Here is a 17,971-nt window from a genome sequence, read left to right on the forward strand (position 1 = left end):
GTGTTCTCAGGGTGTCAGGTCAGGCGGGGCCATGCTTGCGGTTGCACTTTGCTGGCATGCGAACAGGCAACTAACGGGTAATGATCGTTTTATCTTCCTGTGGCACTATAAAACAGCCAGTGTCATAAACGAGGGATTGAGAATGCGCTCAGGAACAGCCACAAGAGAGGAACACGGACGCTACTACACATTTGAATCAAGATTGCCTGAGGGCGTTTTTTTTGAGATTCGCCCCGGTCATTTGCCAGCAAATGCAAAGCCCGTAACAGATGAAAGCAGCGGTATGTGTATCGGTTACACGGTGGCGCAGGCTCCGGGCTTATGGCAGATTTATGATGTGCAGGGACATTTTGTCAGGCTGGAAGAAGCGCCGCTTGAAACACCATTGATTGATCCCACTGATATTGCATTATTTGCGTTTGGTGTTTTCCGTATTTTTCGCACTGGTCGAGTTTTGTTTGAGTCAGGCGCGCGCACGGCTATTACAGCCAGAATCAGTCAAGGGACCATATCTCTTTTGCGAGGGCGGCTTAAAATCGGGCTGCATGCGCGCAACCTGAAAATGACCGAAACAGCAGCAAGACATATGCTTGAACCCAGTCGGTATGTACCTTTGCAGATTCAGGAAAGAGCTATTCGTTTTGGTAAGCGAATGCCAGACCCTCGTGAAGGAAAAGGAATGTTCCGATACGAAACGGATATTTATAAACTGCGCTACGATAAGCAGCGAAGGGACTATGTTCATCAGAAATACAAACTTGAAATAATAGTCAGAGAATCAGACTGGACAATATCTCATTTTAAATATTTTTATTAGCTGACAAGGAAATTTCGATGTTTGATATTAGGAATGAAGAGTTTACATTCACAATCGCTCCCTTTGAACGCGTAGTAGATAACGAAGCCGATCCTGTTAACCATCACTGGGACTGGATACAGTCCTGGGTGGAGTTTTCAGTAAGCGGCCTGAAAGTGGCCTTTAAGACGGAGTTCACCGTTGGAGAATTGAAAATGCTGAAAAAGGAATTTTCAGCTTTTCATCAGGCGATTATTAATCAGCAAAAGATCAAGTCGTTTAACTATCAGAGCGATACTCATCAACTGGATATGATACTGACCAATGAAAAAAGTATTGATGGCGTAACTATTGATTTTATTCTTCGCCCGGAACCACATGCCGACAGCGTCCAGGTTAAAGGCAGCTTTGGCCTTGATGAAAGCTATTTTCCCGGCATTCTGAATCGACTTGATGAAATGATTCAATGGCAGAATTAAACATTCTGCCATTGTAATTTTTAACAGAAAACTTCAGTCGGAAAGCGAATTTTCCTTCAGGCTTTTTGGCCAGCTGATATCTGGCGCATTTGTGACCTCAGCGGCCTGCACCGCCTGAATGTATTTCATCTACGACGTTAGCGGGGCTTTATGTGTATCTGTGATAATGCACAGCAGCAGCCACGTCTGCCATCCCTGGGTGATGCCATTGGCCTTACTCATGCGTGCCAACTTTTCGCTGGTTGCAGCGTCAGACAGCGAATGCCGGATAGGGTCGAGGTCGGTCAGCGTGCCGTCAGGAAATGACCAGTGCAGCGCATCGGCCGAGGCTGACGGGGCCGGGTTTTCATCGGAGAAAATTCCCGGCAGCACAAAGCCGGTATCAAGTTCGCCGCCGAGGCACAAAACAAGCTCCTGCTCACCTACTGACGGCGCATTCCAAGAGCGGGTTTTACCCGCGCGTGCGCTCAGCCAGTGCAGCCAGTTGGTTGTGTTTTTTCCGTATCGACACGGCACAGCCCGCCGTCGAGATTGACGGCCGACACGGTTCTAATACGGATCAGGTTGCGCAGCAGGCGCTAAATTTCAGAAATTTGATCGATTGAGTTCATGTGAGTAGGATGAATCTGTTTTCAAACAATGACTAGCCGCCGCTGTTTGTTTAGCGATGAACGTGCATTTTTTAAAACTTAATACTAGATATGGGATAACTGCATATGGAAACGAAGCCAAGCCCTTATAGTTTCAATAAAAATGAAAAGATCGAAATTGCTTTCAATTTTTTATCAGAAAAAAAACTATCCAAGCAACACTTCACATTAGATGAGATCGCTAACAAAACCGGCTGGGGAAAAAGCACAGTTAGAACTTACCTATCAAAAAAATGGTCAACATTTATAACAAAAGAAAACAATAAGTTATTTGTTTCTCCAAAGTTTGACTCTTTTAGTTTGTCGACCTTTATTAAACATCACAGCCAGAATGAAAACATACCTAGGAGTTTTTATGAAAGCATTTTGGAAAAGTCGATTTCCGCATGCATTACAGCAATTGAGGTTTATAACAAGCCAGATTTTAAGTTTAGAGAAGAGAGCTTTTCAATCCTGATGATAAATGCATGGGAATTATTACTAAAAGCGAAGATCCTATCAATGAATGGGGATGATAAAAGTTCAATTTACTTAAAGTCTAAGGGGGAGGTTGAAGTAACCGAGTCAGGCTCACCCAAAACTATAAGCATATCCAAAGCAATAAATATTTTATCCGCTAATGGATGTCTCAAAAGGATCGTTGAGGACAACATTAAATTATTAATCGAGATTCGCGATCATGCTGTTCATTTCATCCATGAAGATATGTCACTTAGCACAAAGATACAATGTATAGGTACAGCATCTTTAAAGAACTACATGACATTATCTATTGATTGGTTTGATTATGATTTCAGAAAGTATAATTTTTTTCTAATGCCAGTTTCTCTTTATCATCTTAGCGATATCGAGAGTTTTAGCGTGTTGAATCACTCGGCTGATAACCTAAAATCATACTTGGAAAAAATGGAAGAGTCCCACAAGGACGATGCCGATCCTAACTTTAGTATTTCGTTGCGTCTATCCACTAAATTGATAAAGACATCATCAGATGAAGCCATCGAGTTTATGATGACCAATGACTCTAAAGCCACTTCAATAACTTTCACAGAAGAGGATATGCTAAAAAGATATCCTCTAACATATGATGCACTTACTCAAAAATTAAATGCAAGATATAGTGACTTTTTAAGGAATGCAAAATTTCACGAATTGCACCGGCAAATCAAAAACTCAGGTGAGAAATACTGCCGAGAGCGAAGATTAGAACCCTCAAACCCAAATAGTATTTTTAAGTTTTTCTATAGTGAATCTGTATTCAACTTTATGGATGCACATTATACAAAAAAATGAAGGTTCACTTTGAAAAAATCAATGAGGCAATTAGTTATTGCCTCATAATGATCATGATTAAAACATAGTGACCGCCGTAATTCATACTGCACCTCTTTCCCTTTGCGCGATGGCCTGTTACGCAGCCCGTAATGATGCACGCGGGCCATGCGCTGCACGTTACCCGCAAACTCGATCACGGCTTCATTGGGGCTGGCCTGCGTCTTCATGTACTTAGCGGTGCGTAGCTTTGCGAACATCTCGCGCTTTATACGGCCCTTTTTGCTGCGCACCGGCTGCGCTTTTCGGGCTTTAAACGGCGTGCCGTCTGGTGCCTGCTGGCGCTTGATGTTCTGCTGCTGACTCTCGCGCAGCTTCTTCGCGATGGTTCGCGCCATTTCTTTACGCACCGGGGCAGACAGGCTGCTGATAAGCGCCTCCAGCCGGTAATTTACCCGCTGCAGCTCGCTCATGTCTGGCACTCGCTGACCAGCTCGCCATGAACATAAAGCTGCACCGGCCGGGCTTCATTCTCCGGCAGCGTGTTCTCGCCGACGTGGGTCACGTGCAGCCCGTCGTCGGCCCGCTTCACGATCACGCGCTCGCTCAGCTGCAGCTCAATGTTGATATCGCTGGCCGTGTCGTTGATAACATCCGCCTGAAAGGTAAAGCCCGTCCGGCACTTTTCCTCGCTTGCCATAATGTCGGGCTCATTCGTTCGCAGCCAGGCAAGCAGCGGCACGATCAGCAGGTCGATGTTACCGGCGTAGTCGGTAATGACCATTTTAAGCCGGTACTGGTATTCAAACGACAGCGAGCTGGCAAGCGTCGAGACGATGCGCCCGCTGTCGATAAACACGTTCAGCGTGTCAGAGTTTCGCTGCAGCTCCGGTACGCTGTCGGTCAGCGCCTGGCGTAGTTGTTGTGGTTTCAGCATCGTGTTGTTCCTGGCAGTCTTTGATGATTTCGACCTGCAGCCCGCAGGCGGCGAGTGCGGCCTCAAGCTGGCGATTATCCGCCGCCGCGCAGCCGTTACAGGCTATTGCACCGTAGTAGCACCCGTGGCATTTCCCTTTGACGATCCAACGCTGGCCATGGATAAGCGTGACATTCTGGGTTATGCCGAGTGCATCGGTAATGGGCGCTGACATGGGCCTTCTGTTAGCTTTGGCGGGCTGGCTAAGAGCCTGCGGTTGGCCGTGCATCACAGCTCGCCGATATACGTAAAACGCATCATTCTGGCCTCTACGTTTATTCCGCACCCGATGATGAGTCAGCAGGTTTGTGCTGGATTATCTGGTTCTTGGTAATGCCTTTACCGAGCTGTGCCGCAACAGCTTGGGTAAGCCGCTACGCCTTAAAACCACCCCGGTCAAATTCACCCGCAGGGACGATAAGGATGGCGTTTACTGCTTTATAAATGACTGGAAAGAACCCAACGAATTATTGGCGGCAGCGTGTTTCACCTGCTGGAGCCGGATATTGATCAGGAGCTTTACGGCCTGCCGGAATACCTCAGCGCCACTGATACGCCTGGCTGAATGAGGCGGCGACGCTGTTACGCCGCAAATGATGGGTATGACTTCGACAACACTGTCAGCTTCGGGGATGCGGCAGAAGCCCGGATTAATCTTCGGTACAAATTCCCCAAAATTGACCCAGATCAACCTACCTCGCGAGATGCTCCGGGCGCGTCGTCGCGTTTACGCGTCGTATAAAAAGGCAGTCGTAACCTGACGGGGTCATATTAAATCAGGATAGGTTATGTTCTTGAAAAAAATTATTCCGTGTCTGATTGTCGCATTGGGTAGTGTCTCAATGTCAGGTTGCGTTATGGCCGAACCGGGTCACTATGGTCCGGCGTCTGGCTGGCATCATCACCATCATTCTGCGCAGAGCTGGAATGAGTATGGCCCGGCGTCCCCTGTCAATGATGCTTCACAGCACATGGGGCCACCGCCTGCACCGGACAGCGCTTCTCAGCATATGGGACCACCGCCGGCACCGGGCAGTGCCGCTCAGCATATGGGACCACCTTCAGATGGTGGCATCCATCGCTGGCAGCCTTAATCTGCCATCCATTCTCATCCGGCGACAGGGGCATTTTATTGCCCCTTTTTTCACTGTTTATATCAAGCCACACGATTTTTACTGTTAACAGTATTCTTCCCAGGCAGATAGTTGTTTCCCGCTTTATCCTGTTTCGTCTTCGTAAAGTGTCATCTTATTAATTCCCCCCTGAAAGCCGACCCCGCTCGCAAAAGTAAAAACAACGTCGCCAGTCTCGCATCTGAAGCTTATCCGTCATCTTGTCATCATCTCCGTTTGGCTTATTCTGAATGCCCAATCAAATGGAGGAACGTTTATGAAAGCAGCAATTGCTACCAGTGAACATCAGGTTGAAGTGGTTGAGAAGACGCTGCGCCCTCTCAAAACCGGTGAAGCCCGGCTCAGGATGGAATGCTGCGGCGTATGCCACACCGATTTACACGTGAAGAACGGTGATTTCGGTGATAAGACCGGCGTCACCCTGGGTCATGAAGGGATCGGGATCGTGGAAGAGGTTGCACCCGACGTCACCTCGCTGAAGCCGGGCGACCGCGCCAGCGTGGCGTGGTTCTTTAAAGGCTGCGGGCACTGTGAATATTGCAACTCCGGAAATGAAACGCTCTGCCGGGAAGTCGTTAATGCCGGTTACACGGTGGATGGCGGCATGGCGGAAGAGTGCATCGTGGTGGCCGACTACTCGGTCAAAGTGCCAGAAGGTCTTGATCCCTACGCTGCCAGCAGCGTGACCTGTGCCGGGGTCACTACTTATAAAGCGGTGAAGGTCTCGGAGGTAAAACCGGGTCAGTGGCTGGCTATCTATGGCCTGGGCGGACTGGGCAATCTCGCACTGCAGTATGCAAAAAACGTCTTTAACGCGAAGGTTATTGCGGTTGACGTCAGTGACGGGCAGCTGGCTCTGGCGAAAGAGATGGGTGCTGATCTGGTGGTTAACTCGGCCAGCGAAGACGCGGCACGCATTATTCAGGAGAAGACGGGTGGAGCGCATGCGGCTGTGGTCACGGCCGTAGCAAAAGCGGCCTTTAACTCGGCGGTGGATGCCGTCAGGGCCGGCGGACGGGTCGTCGCCGTCGGGCTGCCACCGGAAGCGATGAGCCTGAATATCCCGCGTCTGGTCCTCGACGGGATTCAGGTGGTGGGCTCCCTGGTCGGCACGCGTAACGATCTGGCAGAAGCCTTCCAGTTTGCCGCAGAAGGCAAGGTGGTGCCGAAAGTGACAAAAAGGAAAATTGGCGAGGTCAATGCTATCTTCGATGAGATGATTCAGGGAAAAATTCGCGGCAGGATGGTAATCGATTTCAGCGGTCAGACGACGGACTGAATCTCCTGGTTAAAAGCAGATGCCCGCAGATTGCGGGCTTTTTTGTGCCTGATCGTTAAGGTGCGCCATCCCTGACGCACTGAAGATCATTACGCAGAAGCATTAATAAGCCCGGCTTTATGTTTCATGATGTGATTTTCGCTTGCACTTTACCGGTAACATTCTAGTTTAAAGGTGGCAGTCTGATTACACACATCTTAAGGAGGGTTATTTATGGCTAAGCATCATTTCTTCAAATCCCTTGAAATTGCAGCGATTGTACTGTTTGTCCTGATACTGGCATATCTGGCGGTGACGGGTCTGATGTCATCAACGGGCATGGATCACGCCTGGCCTTATCCCACTAAGTAACTGAGTGCAGCACCAGGGAAACCAACAAAACATAAATATAAAAACCCTTTTGCCCGCTGACGGCGAGGCTTTTGAAGCAAAACAGCACATCAATGAGACGTCCGGACCAGGGGCTGTCTGCCAGATCCGGCGACAGGCGTGATATCGCATACGCGCCCTGTAAGCGTTTATTTCCTGCCGCTGAAAACTAAAAACCCCGCCATCGCGAGGTTCCGGAGCATCTACACCAGACTGACCGAAAGGAGCGTCAGCTCTTCAGTATCCAGAGACAGACTCTTTTTAGTCTCAAACATAAAGGCCTCCAGCGCCTCTTCAACGTTATCGCCTTCGATAAAGGCATGCGTAGTGACATGGTTTTCGCCTTCAGGCTTAATCACGTAGGAGACAAACCATTTTTTCTTTTCCATCATCGTTATCCTCTTCTGAAGCGTGAAGCCGCATTCCGGCATTTTCCGGCTTTCCGCCGGATGGCAGCAGAAACGGCACAATGTCTGTCTGACAAAAGCTAGTCCAGCGGGGCAGGATGCAGCAGATCGATCACATCATCGATTTCATTGCTGGCCGCATGACGATCGAGGGCAACGGCATAGTATCGTCCTTTGTTGTAGTGCTTCGTGACCGCCACGCGATGACCGGTGTGACTGTCGGCCTCTCCGCCACCCAGGGTCTGCAGGTGGGGCGGGATCACCAGTTCACTTTCAAGTTGTTCTGCGTCAACGATCACCGCGCCACCGTCACTCGACAACAGCAGATGCTGAATGCTCATGTTCTCTCCTCTGGGTCAGATTGCTAACCGGGAAAGTGTAGTTCACCCCAGCGGGCATGCGGGTTTCTGTGCAGAGGAATTGATAAACAGGGGCCGTAAAAAAAGCCCCGTCTGGGGCTTGGTTAAGAAGAGCCAGCTTACTCACTGCGCCTGCTCAGCCAGTTTCGGCTTCAGCAGGCGCTTGCCCATCCGAATACCCGGCTTCTCGACATACTTATAGAGCAGTGAGGCCAGCGCATAGGTCAGCGGAATCGCGCAAACGCAGACGATCAGGAAGCGCGCCATGTCGCTCCGGAATTCAATGTCCGTATGGTTGAGCAGCTGCGCAATCAGCGGGATCACAATCAGCAGGTGCAGCAGATAGACCGAGAACGACACGTCGCCCAGCCAGGTGCTGAGACGGTTGTTCAGCAGCTTACGCGGCAGGGCGATCAGCGTTGCCATCAGGCTCCCCTGCGGGTATTGCCACAGGATCGCTGCCATCCCCACAATCATCAGCGCTTCCATAATCACCTGCAGTTTGATTACACCCATCCCCATTGCCACGCTGGCGACCGGACCGAGCAGCGCAAAGGCGACGTAGAGCAGTGATTTACGGCGCACGGCTTCCGCCAGCAGCATCCCGGCCAGGAACATGTGGAGTTTTATCAGGATCATGGAGGGCATCTCGAACGCCTCATAGTAATCCGCGAGCAGATAGCGTCCGGCGCAGCAGAGCGCCATGATGCCAATCAGCGAGGCGGCATAACCCAGGCGCAGCGTGACCAGCATAATAAACGGGAAGAGCAGATAGAACTGCATCTCCAGCCCGATGCTCCAGTCTGGCAGCACGGTGTTGAAGCCATATTCCGGCAGCAGGCCAAACAGGAAACTGAAGTGGGTCAGGATGTTCGCCAGCGACTGGTCACTGTAACGTGAGGACGCAGTTGCGGTGCCGGAATAAAAATGGGCGATGGTGTCGCGCATCTCACCAAACCATGGGCCGTAGATCAGGGCGATGATTAACAGCAGATAGTAAAGCGGGGCGATACGGAAGAAGCGGCGGATCCAGAACGTTTTAATGGTCTCTGCTCGCTGCCACGGCTCTTTATGCTGGCGCTCCACGTAGTTTTTCGCCATCAGATACCCGGACAGCAGAATAAACAGATCCACCCCGATGCCAGGCGATGAAATAAGCGTGATGTGGCAATGGATCAGTAAGCTGATGTGGCCAACCAGCACCCAGAGAGAGGCAAGGCCGCGTAATCCCTCCAGCTCGGTAGACCAGCCGCGTGTGGCAGACATAATTCTTCCTCGTGTCATTCCGTTTCTGGCGCTCACTAAGCCTCAAGGCGGGAGTTATGTAAACGGCCCTTTACAAAAGTGAGAAAATTCCGACCATGCTCTGGCAGCGAAATCAACCGAAACGGGACAAAAAAAGCACAGAAAGATAAGGATGTGCAGAGGCACATCCTTAAGCAGAATAAATGTCTGTAAGCGCGGTCAGGCCAGCTTCAGCAGGACCATTCCGGCCAGTAGCAGGCTCAGACCCGCCCAGCCTTTTGGGCTCAGCCGCTGATTAAACAGTATCCAGCCCGCCCCAACCGTAGCGATAATTCCGAAAGCGCCCCAGACAGCGTAGGCGATCGAGAGATCGATGCCTTTTACCGCCTGAGCGAGCGCACTGAAGGCCAGCAGGACACAGCTGAGCGACAGCAGGCCATACAGCGGTTTCTTAAAACCATCAGAATATTTAAGGAATATGTTTGCGGCGATCTCCAGCACAATCGCCAGCGCCAGCCACGCCACATGGATAAAATCAGCGAGGTTCATGCTTCACCTCCGCTAATGAACAGGTGCCGGTTTTGATCAGGATGATGCCGCCAATCAGGGTCATCAGTCCGCAGACTTTCAGCAGAGACAGCGACTCATCAAACAGCAGCACACTGAAGAGGGTAATCAGCAGGATGCCAGCCCCTTCCCACAGGGCATAGGCGACCCCCAGGGCGATACGTTTAATAGCAAAACTCAGCAGAATATAGGAACAGGCGATCAGGCCCAGCATCATCAGGTACCCCATATGGCTGCCGCTAAGGCTGGACCATTTCATCAACAGGGTGCCCATTATTTCGGTGACAATAGCGAGTGACAGTAAAATCCAGGCGCGCATATAAGCTCTCCGGCAACGATAAACACAACCCGCAACACCACGCAGGGTGCAGACAGGCGCAGAAATTTGTCGTAGCAGAGAGAAACTAAAGGGCGTTACACCAGTGCTGTTCGGCAGTGTTCCAGCCAGAAAGGCGGGCAGGGGAGATCAGGATCGGTGAGTTGACGATTTCGCGCATAACATTCACGACGCATCCACGTTGTTGCTTCTCATCAGTGGACGAAGAGGGCCTCCGGTTAAACAGGTGGCAGATTTATAGCATCCTGTGGATAGTAAAATCAACGTTATAAAAAGCTTTATTTGACGTCGATCAGGGTCTGATGCGCTATGAACGAGGGAGATGATGAAAGATCTGCTTAAGGTGAAAAAATGCCGGGCAGAGGGTGCCCGGCAGTGATTAAGTGACGCTGTCACGCTTTATTCGGCGCGCTGGGGGGCGGTGCGGACCGGCGTATCCCCTGCGACATGGTAGGACGCCGTGCTGCGCGGCAGCGGCTCACGTCCGCGGATCATATCGGCAATCTTTTCACCAATCATGATGGTTGTGGCGTTGAGGTTACCGGTGATGATCAGCGGCATGATCGAGGCATCCACCACGCGCAAGCCCTGCAGGCCATGCACCCGGCCTTCGCCATCGACCACGGCCATCGGGTCGTTACCCATCTTACAGGTACCGCACGGGTGATAGGCGGTTTCGCCGTGATTACGCACGAACTCGTCCAGCTGCTCATCGGTCTGGCAATCCAGTCCCGGACTGATTTCACGGCCACGATACTTATCCAGCGCGGGCTGGTTAATGATCTGGCGGGTAATGCGGATCGCATCACGGAACTCATGCCAGTCCTGCTCATGCGACATGTAGTTGAACAGAATCGCCGGATGACGACGCGGATCGCGTGACTTCAGGCGGACATGGCCGCGGCTTGGCGAGCGCATTGAACCGACGTGACACTGGAAACCGTGCGCATCAACGGCGTTCGAGCCGTTGTAGTTAATCGCCACCGGCAGGAAGTGATACTGAATGTTCGGCCAGCTGAACTCTTCGCGGCTGCGGATAAATCCACCCGCCTCGAACTGGTTGCTGGCACCGATGCCGGTGCCGTTGAACATCCACTCCGCGCCGATTTTCGGCTGATTCCACCACTTCAGTGCAGGGTAGAGGGAAACCGGCTCTTTACACTCATACTGCAGATACATCTCCAGATGGTCCTGCAGGTTCTCACCCACGCCCGGCAGATCATGGACCAGCGGGATATCAAACTGCTTCAGCAGTTCCGGTGACCCTACGCCAGAGCGCTGCAGGATCTGCGGGGAGGCGATCGCCCCGGCGCAGAGCAGGACTTCGCGGCGCGCGGTCACTTTGTTGATGGTGTTGCTGTCACCCTGCAGATACTCGACGCCTACCGCGCGCTTGCCGTCAAAGACAATACGGTCGGTGGTGGCGTGCGTCACGATCTTCAGGTTCGCACGGCCTTTCGCCATATCGAGATAGCCACGCGCAGTACTGGAGCGGCGACCGTTCGGGGTGACGGTGCGGTCCATCGGACCGAAACCTTCCTGCTGATAGCCGTTCAGGTCGTCCGTGCGCGGATAACCCGCCTGCACGCCCGCCTCAATCATCGCTTCAAACAGGACGTTATTACCCGCTTTCGGGGTTGCGACGCACACCGGGCCATCGCCACCGTGGAAGTCGTTCGGACCGATATCACGGGTTTCCGCTTTACGGTAGTAGGGCAGGCAGTCCAGATAGCTCCAGTTCTCCAGACCGGGCGCCTCGGCCCAGCCATCGAGATCCATTGCGTTACCACGGATGTAACACATGCCGTTAATCAGCGATGAACCGCCCAGGCCTTTACCGCGGCCACACTCCATGCGGCGGTTATTCATGTAGGGCTCTGGCTCGGTTTCATAGGCCCAGTTATAGCGTTTTCCCTGAAGCGGGAAGGCCAGGGCCGCAGGCATCTGGGTGCGAAAATCAAAACGGTAGTCCGGGCCGCCCGCTTCCAGCAACAGGACACTCACGTTGCTCTCTTCGGTCAGGCGGGTTGCCAGCACATTTCCTGCGGATCCGGCTCCAATAATGATGTAATCATATTCCATTCGTCGTTCCTCAGGTTAAGGGATTAAAAGACTGACTGAAAACGGGTCAGCTCAACCTGAACTGACTTGACCTGGGTGTAGCTCTGCAGCGTCATCAGGCCATTCTCGCGGCCGATACCGGAGTGCTTGTAGCCGCCCACCGGCATCTCTGCCGCGGATTCGCCCCAGGTATTGATCCAGCAGATACCCGCTTCAATCTGATGAATGACGCGGTGCGCCCGGTTGAGATCCTGAGTCACCAGCCCCGCGGCCAGACCGAATTCGGTATCGTTGGCGCGGCGGATCACTTCCTCTTCGCTTTCGTAGCTCAGGATCGACATCACCGGTCCGAAGATCTCTTCACGCACAATCTTCATCTCATCGCGGCAGTCGGTGAAGACGGTCGGCGCAACCCACGCACCCTGGTCGAACTCACCACCGGTCAGACGTTTGCCGCCGCACAGGACGCGCGCGCCTTCGGCGATGCCGGATTCGATGTAACGCATCACGTTGTCACGATGGCTGAAGCTGACCAGCGGGCCGAAGTTGGTCGCCGGATCGCGCAGATCGCCAGCCTGAATGCGGGCCACGCGTTCGCTGATCTTCGCCTCAAATGCGGCCTGCAGTCTGGCCGGAATAAAGACACGGGTGCCGTTGGTGCAGACCTGGCCGGAGCTGTAGAAATTCGCCATCATCGCGATGTCGGCAGCCAGATCGAGGTCGGCATCATCAAAAATGATCAGCGGTGATTTGCCGCCCAGCTCCATCGTGACCTCTTTCAGCGTTGAGCCGGCCGCATTGGCCATGACTTTTTTACCGCTGACGACGCCGCCGGTGAATGACACTTTGTCGATGCCAGGATGCTCTGTCAGTAACTGGCCCGTGACCGAACCGATGCCCGGCAGGACGTTAAAGACGCCAGCCGGCAGGCCCGCCTCGGTGTAGATTTCCGCCAGTTTCAGGGCAGTGAGCGGCGTGACTTCGCTGGGTTTGAAGATCATTGCGTTACCGGCGGCCAGCGCTGGCGCAGATTTCCACAGAGCGATCTGAATCGGGTAGTTCCAGGCACCAATCCCGGCGACCACGCCCAGCGGCTCGCGACGGGTATACACAAAGGCGGTATCACGCAGGGGGATCTGCTGACCTTCCAGCGCCGGAACCAGCCCCGCGTAATACTCCAGCACGTCTGCGCCGGTCACGATATCCACGCTGGCGGTTTCGCTGAAGGGCTTACCGGTGTCGAGCATCTCCAGCTCGGCCAGCTCATCGTTACGCGCACGCAGAATATCCACGGCGCGACGCAGAATGCGCGAACGCTCCATGGCGGTCATCGCGGCCCAGACTTTCTGGCCTTTTCTGGCGGCAGCAACGGCGCGATCGACATCTTCCTGGCCGGCGGCATGAACCTCTGCCAGTACGTCGCCGTTGACCGGATTGATCGTCTGGAACGTTTCGCCAGACGCTGCGGCAACATAAGCGCCATCGATGTAGAGTTTCTGCTCGGTAAATCGGGACATGTTTTCTCCTTCCGTTATTCGTGCTCGCCAGCCAGTTGCTGACGGATGAATTGCGTGGTCAGTGTGCGGGCGATAACCGGGCTGAAGGGCTTACCACTCAGCGCGGCGCGCAGCCACAGACCGTCGATCAGGGCGGCCAGACCATGTGCGGCCAGGCGTGCCGTTTCCAGCGGCAGTTCACGTCGGAACTCGACCACCAGCGTGGAGTAGAGCCGCCGGCTGCTGACCCGCTCAAGGCGGTTAAGCTGGGGCTGATGCATGCTGCTCGACCAGAAGTCGAGCCAGGCTTTCATCACGGCGGTGTGCACCTGCGTTTCGTCAAAGTTACCGTCGACGATGGCACACAGCCGCTGTTCTGCAGAGGCGTTGGCCAGCGGCTGCAGCCGCGCCAGTACCGCTAACCGCAGCTGACGCGTGACATCACGCATCGTGGCTTCCAGCAATCCGTTCTTGTCTTTGAAATAGTGACTGATGATGCCGGTTGAGACGCCCGCCCGACGGGCGATCTGGGCAATCGTGGCATCATTAATCCCGACTTCATTAATCGTGCTCAGGGTCGCATCAATCAGTTGCCGACGCCGTATCGGCTGCATCCCTACCTTTGGCATAGCTCCCGCTCCACCCTCAAACCGAGCCCCTATTAAAACTTTTTTTGATTGCACGTTCAATATAAAAAGAAAACTTGTTAGGATGCTGTTCTTTAAATGTAGCGTAAGCGAAACGGCATTGAGTGCTAAAATAGACTTGTTTGCTGCAAGCTTTAACAGGAAGTCACAGATAGAAACATAGCCGCACGGCCCGTAAACCGGGGGCGGCACAACGTATCCATTGCGTATTTTCAGGACATTAACCAGAGGTAATCGATGAATAATCCACCTGCCGGTGAAAAAGACAGACTCAATCCCGTTGTATTTTATACCTCTGCCGGATTGATTCTGACGTTTTCACTCGTGACGATTCTCTACAGTGAAGTGGCCGCGAGCTGGATCCTTAAGGCGGTCAACTGGGTTTCCGCCACCTTCGGCTGGTATTACATGCTGGCTGCCACCCTCTACATCGTCTTCGTGCTCTACATGGCCTGCTCACGCTTTGGCTCCATCAAGCTCGGACCAGAGCACTCCAAACCCGAATTCAGCGTGCTCAGCTGGTCGGCGATGCTGTTCGCCGCCGGGATCGGCATCGACCTGATGTTCTTCTCGGTCGCCGAACCGGTGACGCAGTACATGCAGCCGCCGGAGGGCGCAGGGCAGACCCTGGAGGCCGCCCGCCAGTCGATGGTCTGGACGCTGTTCCACTACGGGCTGACCGGCTGGTCGATGTATGCCCTGATGGGCATCGCGCTGGGCTATTTCAGCTACCGCTATAATCTGCCGCTGACCATTCGTTCGGCGCTCTATCCCATCTTCGGTAAACGCATCTATGGACCGATCGGCCACACGGTGGATATCGCGGCGGTCATCGGCACCATCTTTGGTATCGCCACCACCCTGGGAATCGGGGTCGTGCAGCTTAACTACGGCCTGAAAGTGCTGTTCGATGTGCCGGAAGGCCTGACGGCGCAGACGGCGCTGATCGTGCTTTCCGTGGTGATCGCCACCATCTCGGTAACGTCGGGCGTGGATAAGGGGATCCGCTTCCTCTCCGAGCTGAACGTCATCATGGCGCTGGGCCTGATCCTGTTTGTACTCTTCTTCGGCAACACCGAGTTCCTGCTGAATGCGCTGGTGCTGAACGTGGGCGATTACATCAACCGCTTCATGGGCATGACGCTGAACACCTTTGCCTTCGACCGGCCAACGCAGTGGATGAACAGCTGGACGCTCTTTTTCTGGGCCTGGTGGGTTGCCTGGTCGCCGTTCGTCGGCCTGTTCCTGGCGCGTATCTCCCGTGGCCGTACCATCCGTGAGTTTGTGCTGGGCACGCTGATCATTCCGTTCACCTTTACGCTGCTGTGGCTGTCGGTGTTTGGTAACGCGGCGCTCTATCAGATCATCCACGGTAACGCGGGCTTTGCGCAGGAAGTGATGGCGCATGCGGAACGCGGCTTCTACAGTCTGCTGGCGCAGTACCCGGCATTTAAACTCAGCGCCTCAATTGCCACCATTACCGGGATGCTTTTCTACGTTACCTCGGCCGACTCCGGCTCGCTGGTGCTGGGTAACTTCACCTCGCGGCTTAAAGACATCAACAGCGATGCGCCTAACTGGCTGCGTATCTTCTGGTCGGTGGCGATCGGCGTACTGACGCTGAGCATGCTGATGACCAACGGGATTACGGCCCTGCAGAACACCACGGTTATCATGGGGCTGCCGTTCAGCTTTGTGATCTTCTTCGTGATGGCGGGTCTGTTTAAATCGCTGAAGATTGAAGACCACCGCCGGGCCAGCGCCACGCGTGACACCGCGCCTTATCTGGCCCATGCCACCGACCGTCTGACCTGGAAGAAACGTCTGTCGCGCCTGATGAACTACCCTGGCTCGCGCTACACCCAGCAGATGATGGAGAAGACCATCTTCCCGGCGATGCAGGAGGTGGCGAAAGAGCTGGAACTGCGTGATGGCCGGGTGTCGCTGGAGAGTGTTGCGCCGGATGAAGCTAACCCGATCGGCTATCTGGATCTGCGTGTCCATCTGGGCGAGGAGCAGGACTTTATCTATCAGGTCTGGCCGCAGCAGTACTCCATTCCGGGCTTTACCTATCGCGCCCGCAGCGGTAAGTCGACCTACTACCGGCTGGAAACCTTCCTGCTGGAGGGCAGTCAGGGCAACGACCTGATGGACTACAGCAAAGAGCAGGTGATCATCGATATTCTCGATCAGTACGAACGACACCTGAACTTCATCCATCTCAACCGTGAAGCGCCGGGCAGCAACATCAGTTTCCCGAGCGCCTGACCCCAGGCCCGTCAGCTTAGCGCTGGCGGGCTTTTTTTTTGGCCGCAACGCCGCGGCTGACTCCGGCGGCTGCCGGAATCGGCTATAGTCAGGCGTGACTGATTCGATGCCAGACGTTGCAGACAGGGAGTCCCATGGGAAAAATTTTCAGTACGTTTCTGCCGCTGTACACCACCACGCTGCTGATGCTGCTCGGTTCCGGTCTGCTGACCACCTATGTGTCGCTTCGGCTGGCCAGCGAGCAGGTTAACGGCGCGATGATTGGTGCCATCATTGCGGCGAACTATATCGGGCTGGTGATCGGCGGCAAGGTCGGCCATAACCTGATCGCCCGCGTGGGCCATATCCGCGCCTATGTTGCCTGCGCCGGGATCATCACGGCCTCAGTGATCGGTCACGGGCTGACGGACGTGGTGCTGCTGTGGGTCTTTCTGCGCCTGATTATCGGCCTCTGTATGATGTGTCAGTACATGGTGCTGGAGAGCTGGCTCAACGACCAGGCGGAATCCTCCCAGCGCGGCATGATTTTTGGCTTATACATGGTCGCCACCTATCTCGGCCTGAGTGGCGGCCAGGTGGTGCTGAGTCTGCAGACCGGTTTCGGGGTCAGTACGCTGCTGATTGTCGCGCTCTGTTTCGCTCTCTGTCTGGTGCCCATCGCACTCACAACCCGCACCCACGTCAGACCGATGACGCCAGCGCCGATGGAGCTGGGCTATTTTCTGCGCACCATTCCCCGGCTGCTGAGCACCACGCTGGTCACCGGCATGGCGATCGGCGCCTTCTACGGCCTGGCGCCGGTCTATGCCAGCAGCAAAGGTTTTACCACCAGCCAGACCGGTTATTTCATGAGCCTGACGATTTTTGCCGGGCTGGTGTCGCAGTTTCCGCTGAGCTGGCTCTCTGATCGCTTCGACCGTCAGCGGCTGCTCTTCCTGATCGCGGTGCTGTTTGCGGTGGCCTGCGTGCCGCTGGTGGTGCTGCCGCATCTGACCTTCCACTGGATGATCGGCATTGCCTTTGCCGCTAGCATGATGCAGTTTGCGCTCTATCCGTTACAGGTGGCGCTGGCCAACGACCAGGTGGCCGCCGAACGGCGCGTGTCGTTAACCGCCTGCCTGCTGATGGCGTTTGGCATCGGGGCCAGTATCGGGCCGCTGCTGGTCGGCGCGCTGATGCAGCCGCTGGGCAGCAATATGCTCTATCTCTTCTTTGCCCTCTGCGCGCTGGTGATTGGCGGGCTGAGCTACACCCGAGCGCCACGTCCGCTGCCCACAACCGAAGTGCCGTTGCCTCACGTGGTGATGCCGGACAGTCTGGCGACCTCGCCGCTGGGCGCCGCCCTGATCCCGACGCTGGAAGAGGAGGTGATCCAGGCGTCGATGGGCGGCCAGGATCCGGAAGCCGAAAGCGGAGACGCTGCTGCGGATGAGGCGTTCGCGGACGATGACTCAGCCAGAACGGGTTTTATCGATGATGACCTGGCTGACAATGACCTGATGGCTGACCGGGTGGACGATGGAACGGCTCGCTCTGCGGAGGCGCATGAGGAGAAGCGGCCCCATTAGCCGCGGCCGGATCGCACTCTGAACGGCAGCAGGATTGCCACAGGTTATCGGTTGCGATGCCG

18 protein-coding genes and 3 pseudogenes are annotated in these 17,971 nt (G+C 54.3%); 9 read left to right on the forward strand and 12 right to left on the reverse strand.

The features are described from left to right. Window positions 1-31 precede the first annotated feature (31 nt). Together J1C59_RS08140 and J1C59_RS08145 are read left to right on the forward strand one after the other, a co-directional pair. Window positions 32-817, forward strand: coding sequence for a hypothetical protein (locus tag J1C59_RS08140; RefSeq protein ID WP_242281374.1), 786 nt, complete (start codon window positions 32-34; stop codon window positions 815-817). Between the two features lie 17 nt (window positions 818-834). Continuing rightward, window positions 835-1,275: a WapI family immunity protein gene (locus tag J1C59_RS08145; protein ID WP_128083873.1), complete on the forward strand. Its 441-nt coding sequence runs from the start codon at window positions 835-837 to the stop codon at window positions 1,273-1,275. A gap of 270 nt (window positions 1,276-1,545) precedes the next feature. On the opposite strand, the pseudogene J1C59_RS08150 reads toward J1C59_RS08145, so the two are convergent. Beyond that, window positions 1,546-1,850 (reverse strand): annotated as a pseudogene (locus J1C59_RS08150) (phage baseplate assembly protein V); the annotation flags it as partial. Between the two features lie 141 nt (window positions 1,851-1,991). Here J1C59_RS08150 and J1C59_RS08155 point away from each other — a divergent pair. Further along, window positions 1,992-3,218: a DUF3644 domain-containing protein gene (locus tag J1C59_RS08155; protein ID WP_128083874.1), complete on the forward strand. Its 1,227-nt coding sequence runs from the start codon at window positions 1,992-1,994 to the stop codon at window positions 3,216-3,218. Here the strand turns inward: J1C59_RS08155 and J1C59_RS08160 are convergent. The 3 genes and pseudogenes from J1C59_RS08160 to lysC all read right to left on the reverse strand — a co-directional run. After that, complete coding sequence (locus tag J1C59_RS08160; protein ID WP_128083875.1) at window positions 3,203-3,670, reverse strand: phage virion morphogenesis protein; 468 nt, start codon at window positions 3,668-3,670, stop codon at window positions 3,203-3,205. The genes J1C59_RS08155 and J1C59_RS08160 overlap by 16 nt on opposite strands. Continuing rightward, window positions 3,667-4,134, reverse strand: a complete 468-nt coding sequence (locus J1C59_RS08165; RefSeq protein ID WP_128083876.1) for a phage tail protein — start codon at window positions 4,132-4,134, stop codon at window positions 3,667-3,669. The genes J1C59_RS08160 and J1C59_RS08165 overlap by 4 nt, the downstream gene beginning before the upstream one ends. Beyond that, window positions 4,067-4,228, reverse strand: a pseudogene (gene lysC / locus J1C59_RS08170) (Rz1-like lysis system protein LysC); the annotation flags it as partial. The pseudogene lysC and the gene J1C59_RS08165, both read right to left, overlap by 68 nt. A 63-nt stretch (window positions 4,229-4,291) precedes the next feature. Between lysC and J1C59_RS08175 the strand changes: the two are divergent. The 4 genes and pseudogenes from J1C59_RS08175 to J1C59_RS08190 all read left to right on the forward strand — a co-directional run. Beyond that, a pseudogene (locus tag J1C59_RS08175) lies at window positions 4,292-4,767 on the forward strand (phage portal protein); the annotation flags it as partial. A gap of 263 nt (window positions 4,768-5,030) precedes the next feature. Next, complete coding sequence (locus tag J1C59_RS08180) at window positions 5,031-5,267, forward strand: hypothetical protein (protein WP_140917266.1); 237 nt, start codon at window positions 5,031-5,033, stop codon at window positions 5,265-5,267. Window positions 5,268-5,562: 295 nt separating this feature from the next. Next, a complete protein-coding gene (gene adhP / locus J1C59_RS08185) occupies window positions 5,563-6,585 on the forward strand; it encodes an alcohol dehydrogenase AdhP (RefSeq protein ID WP_128083877.1) in 1,023 nt (340 codons plus the stop codon). Between the two features lie 213 nt (window positions 6,586-6,798). Continuing rightward, on the forward strand, window positions 6,799-6,936 hold the full coding sequence (locus tag J1C59_RS08190; RefSeq protein WP_167498278.1) for a hypothetical protein: 138 nt from the start codon (window positions 6,799-6,801) through the stop codon (window positions 6,934-6,936). A 221-nt stretch (window positions 6,937-7,157) separates the two neighbouring features. On the opposite strand, the gene J1C59_RS08195 is transcribed toward J1C59_RS08190, so the two are convergent. The 8 genes from J1C59_RS08195 to betI all read right to left on the reverse strand — a co-directional run bounded on the left by J1C59_RS08195 (window position 7,158) and on the right by betI (window position 14,055). Continuing rightward, window positions 7,158-7,346, reverse strand: coding sequence for a hypothetical protein (locus J1C59_RS08195; RefSeq protein ID WP_242281375.1), 189 nt, complete (start codon window positions 7,344-7,346; stop codon window positions 7,158-7,160). Between the two features lie 95 nt (window positions 7,347-7,441). Continuing rightward, entirely contained in the window at window positions 7,442-7,702 is a 261-nt protein-coding gene (locus J1C59_RS08200) for a hypothetical protein (RefSeq protein ID WP_128083878.1), read from the reverse strand. 141 nt (window positions 7,703-7,843) lie between these two features. After that, complete coding sequence (locus J1C59_RS08205) at window positions 7,844-8,986, reverse strand: acyltransferase family protein (RefSeq protein WP_128083879.1); 1,143 nt, start codon at window positions 8,984-8,986, stop codon at window positions 7,844-7,846. 198 nt (window positions 8,987-9,184) lie between these two features. Next, window positions 9,185-9,514 (reverse strand): multidrug/spermidine efflux SMR transporter subunit MdtI, encoded by a 330-nt coding sequence (mdtI, locus tag J1C59_RS08210; protein WP_128083880.1) that lies wholly within the window; start codon window positions 9,512-9,514, stop codon window positions 9,185-9,187. Next, entirely contained in the window at window positions 9,501-9,851 is a 351-nt protein-coding gene (mdtJ, locus tag J1C59_RS08215; RefSeq protein ID WP_128083881.1) for a multidrug/spermidine efflux SMR transporter subunit MdtJ, read from the reverse strand. Before mdtJ ends, mdtI begins: the two co-directional genes overlap by 14 nt. A 417-nt stretch (window positions 9,852-10,268) precedes the next feature. Next, window positions 10,269-11,951, reverse strand: coding sequence for a choline dehydrogenase (betA, locus tag J1C59_RS08220; protein ID WP_128083882.1), 1,683 nt, complete (start codon window positions 11,949-11,951; stop codon window positions 10,269-10,271). 23 nt (window positions 11,952-11,974) lie between these two features. Next, a complete protein-coding gene (gene betB, locus J1C59_RS08225; protein WP_128083883.1) occupies window positions 11,975-13,447 on the reverse strand; it encodes a betaine-aldehyde dehydrogenase in 1,473 nt (490 codons plus the stop codon). Between the two features lie 14 nt (window positions 13,448-13,461). After that, complete coding sequence (betI, locus tag J1C59_RS08230; RefSeq protein ID WP_128083884.1) at window positions 13,462-14,055, reverse strand: transcriptional regulator BetI; 594 nt, start codon at window positions 14,053-14,055, stop codon at window positions 13,462-13,464. A gap of 255 nt (window positions 14,056-14,310) precedes the next feature. Here betI and J1C59_RS08235 point away from each other — a divergent pair, with 255 nt between their 5' ends. Both J1C59_RS08235 and J1C59_RS08240 read left to right on the forward strand, forming a co-directional pair. Next, window positions 14,311-16,341, forward strand: coding sequence for a choline transporter (locus J1C59_RS08235; RefSeq protein WP_111138843.1), 2,031 nt, complete (start codon window positions 14,311-14,313; stop codon window positions 16,339-16,341). A 134-nt stretch (window positions 16,342-16,475) separates the two neighbouring features. Continuing rightward, window positions 16,476-17,909: an MFS transporter gene (locus tag J1C59_RS08240; RefSeq protein ID WP_242281376.1), complete on the forward strand. Its 1,434-nt coding sequence runs from the start codon at window positions 16,476-16,478 to the stop codon at window positions 17,907-17,909. The last annotated feature ends 62 nt before the right edge of the window (window positions 17,910-17,971 follow it).

The sequence above is a fragment of the Pantoea deleyi genome (assembly GCF_022647325.1).
In the GTDB taxonomy this organism is placed as follows: Bacteria; Pseudomonadota; Gammaproteobacteria; order Enterobacterales; family Enterobacteriaceae; genus Pantoea; species Pantoea deleyi.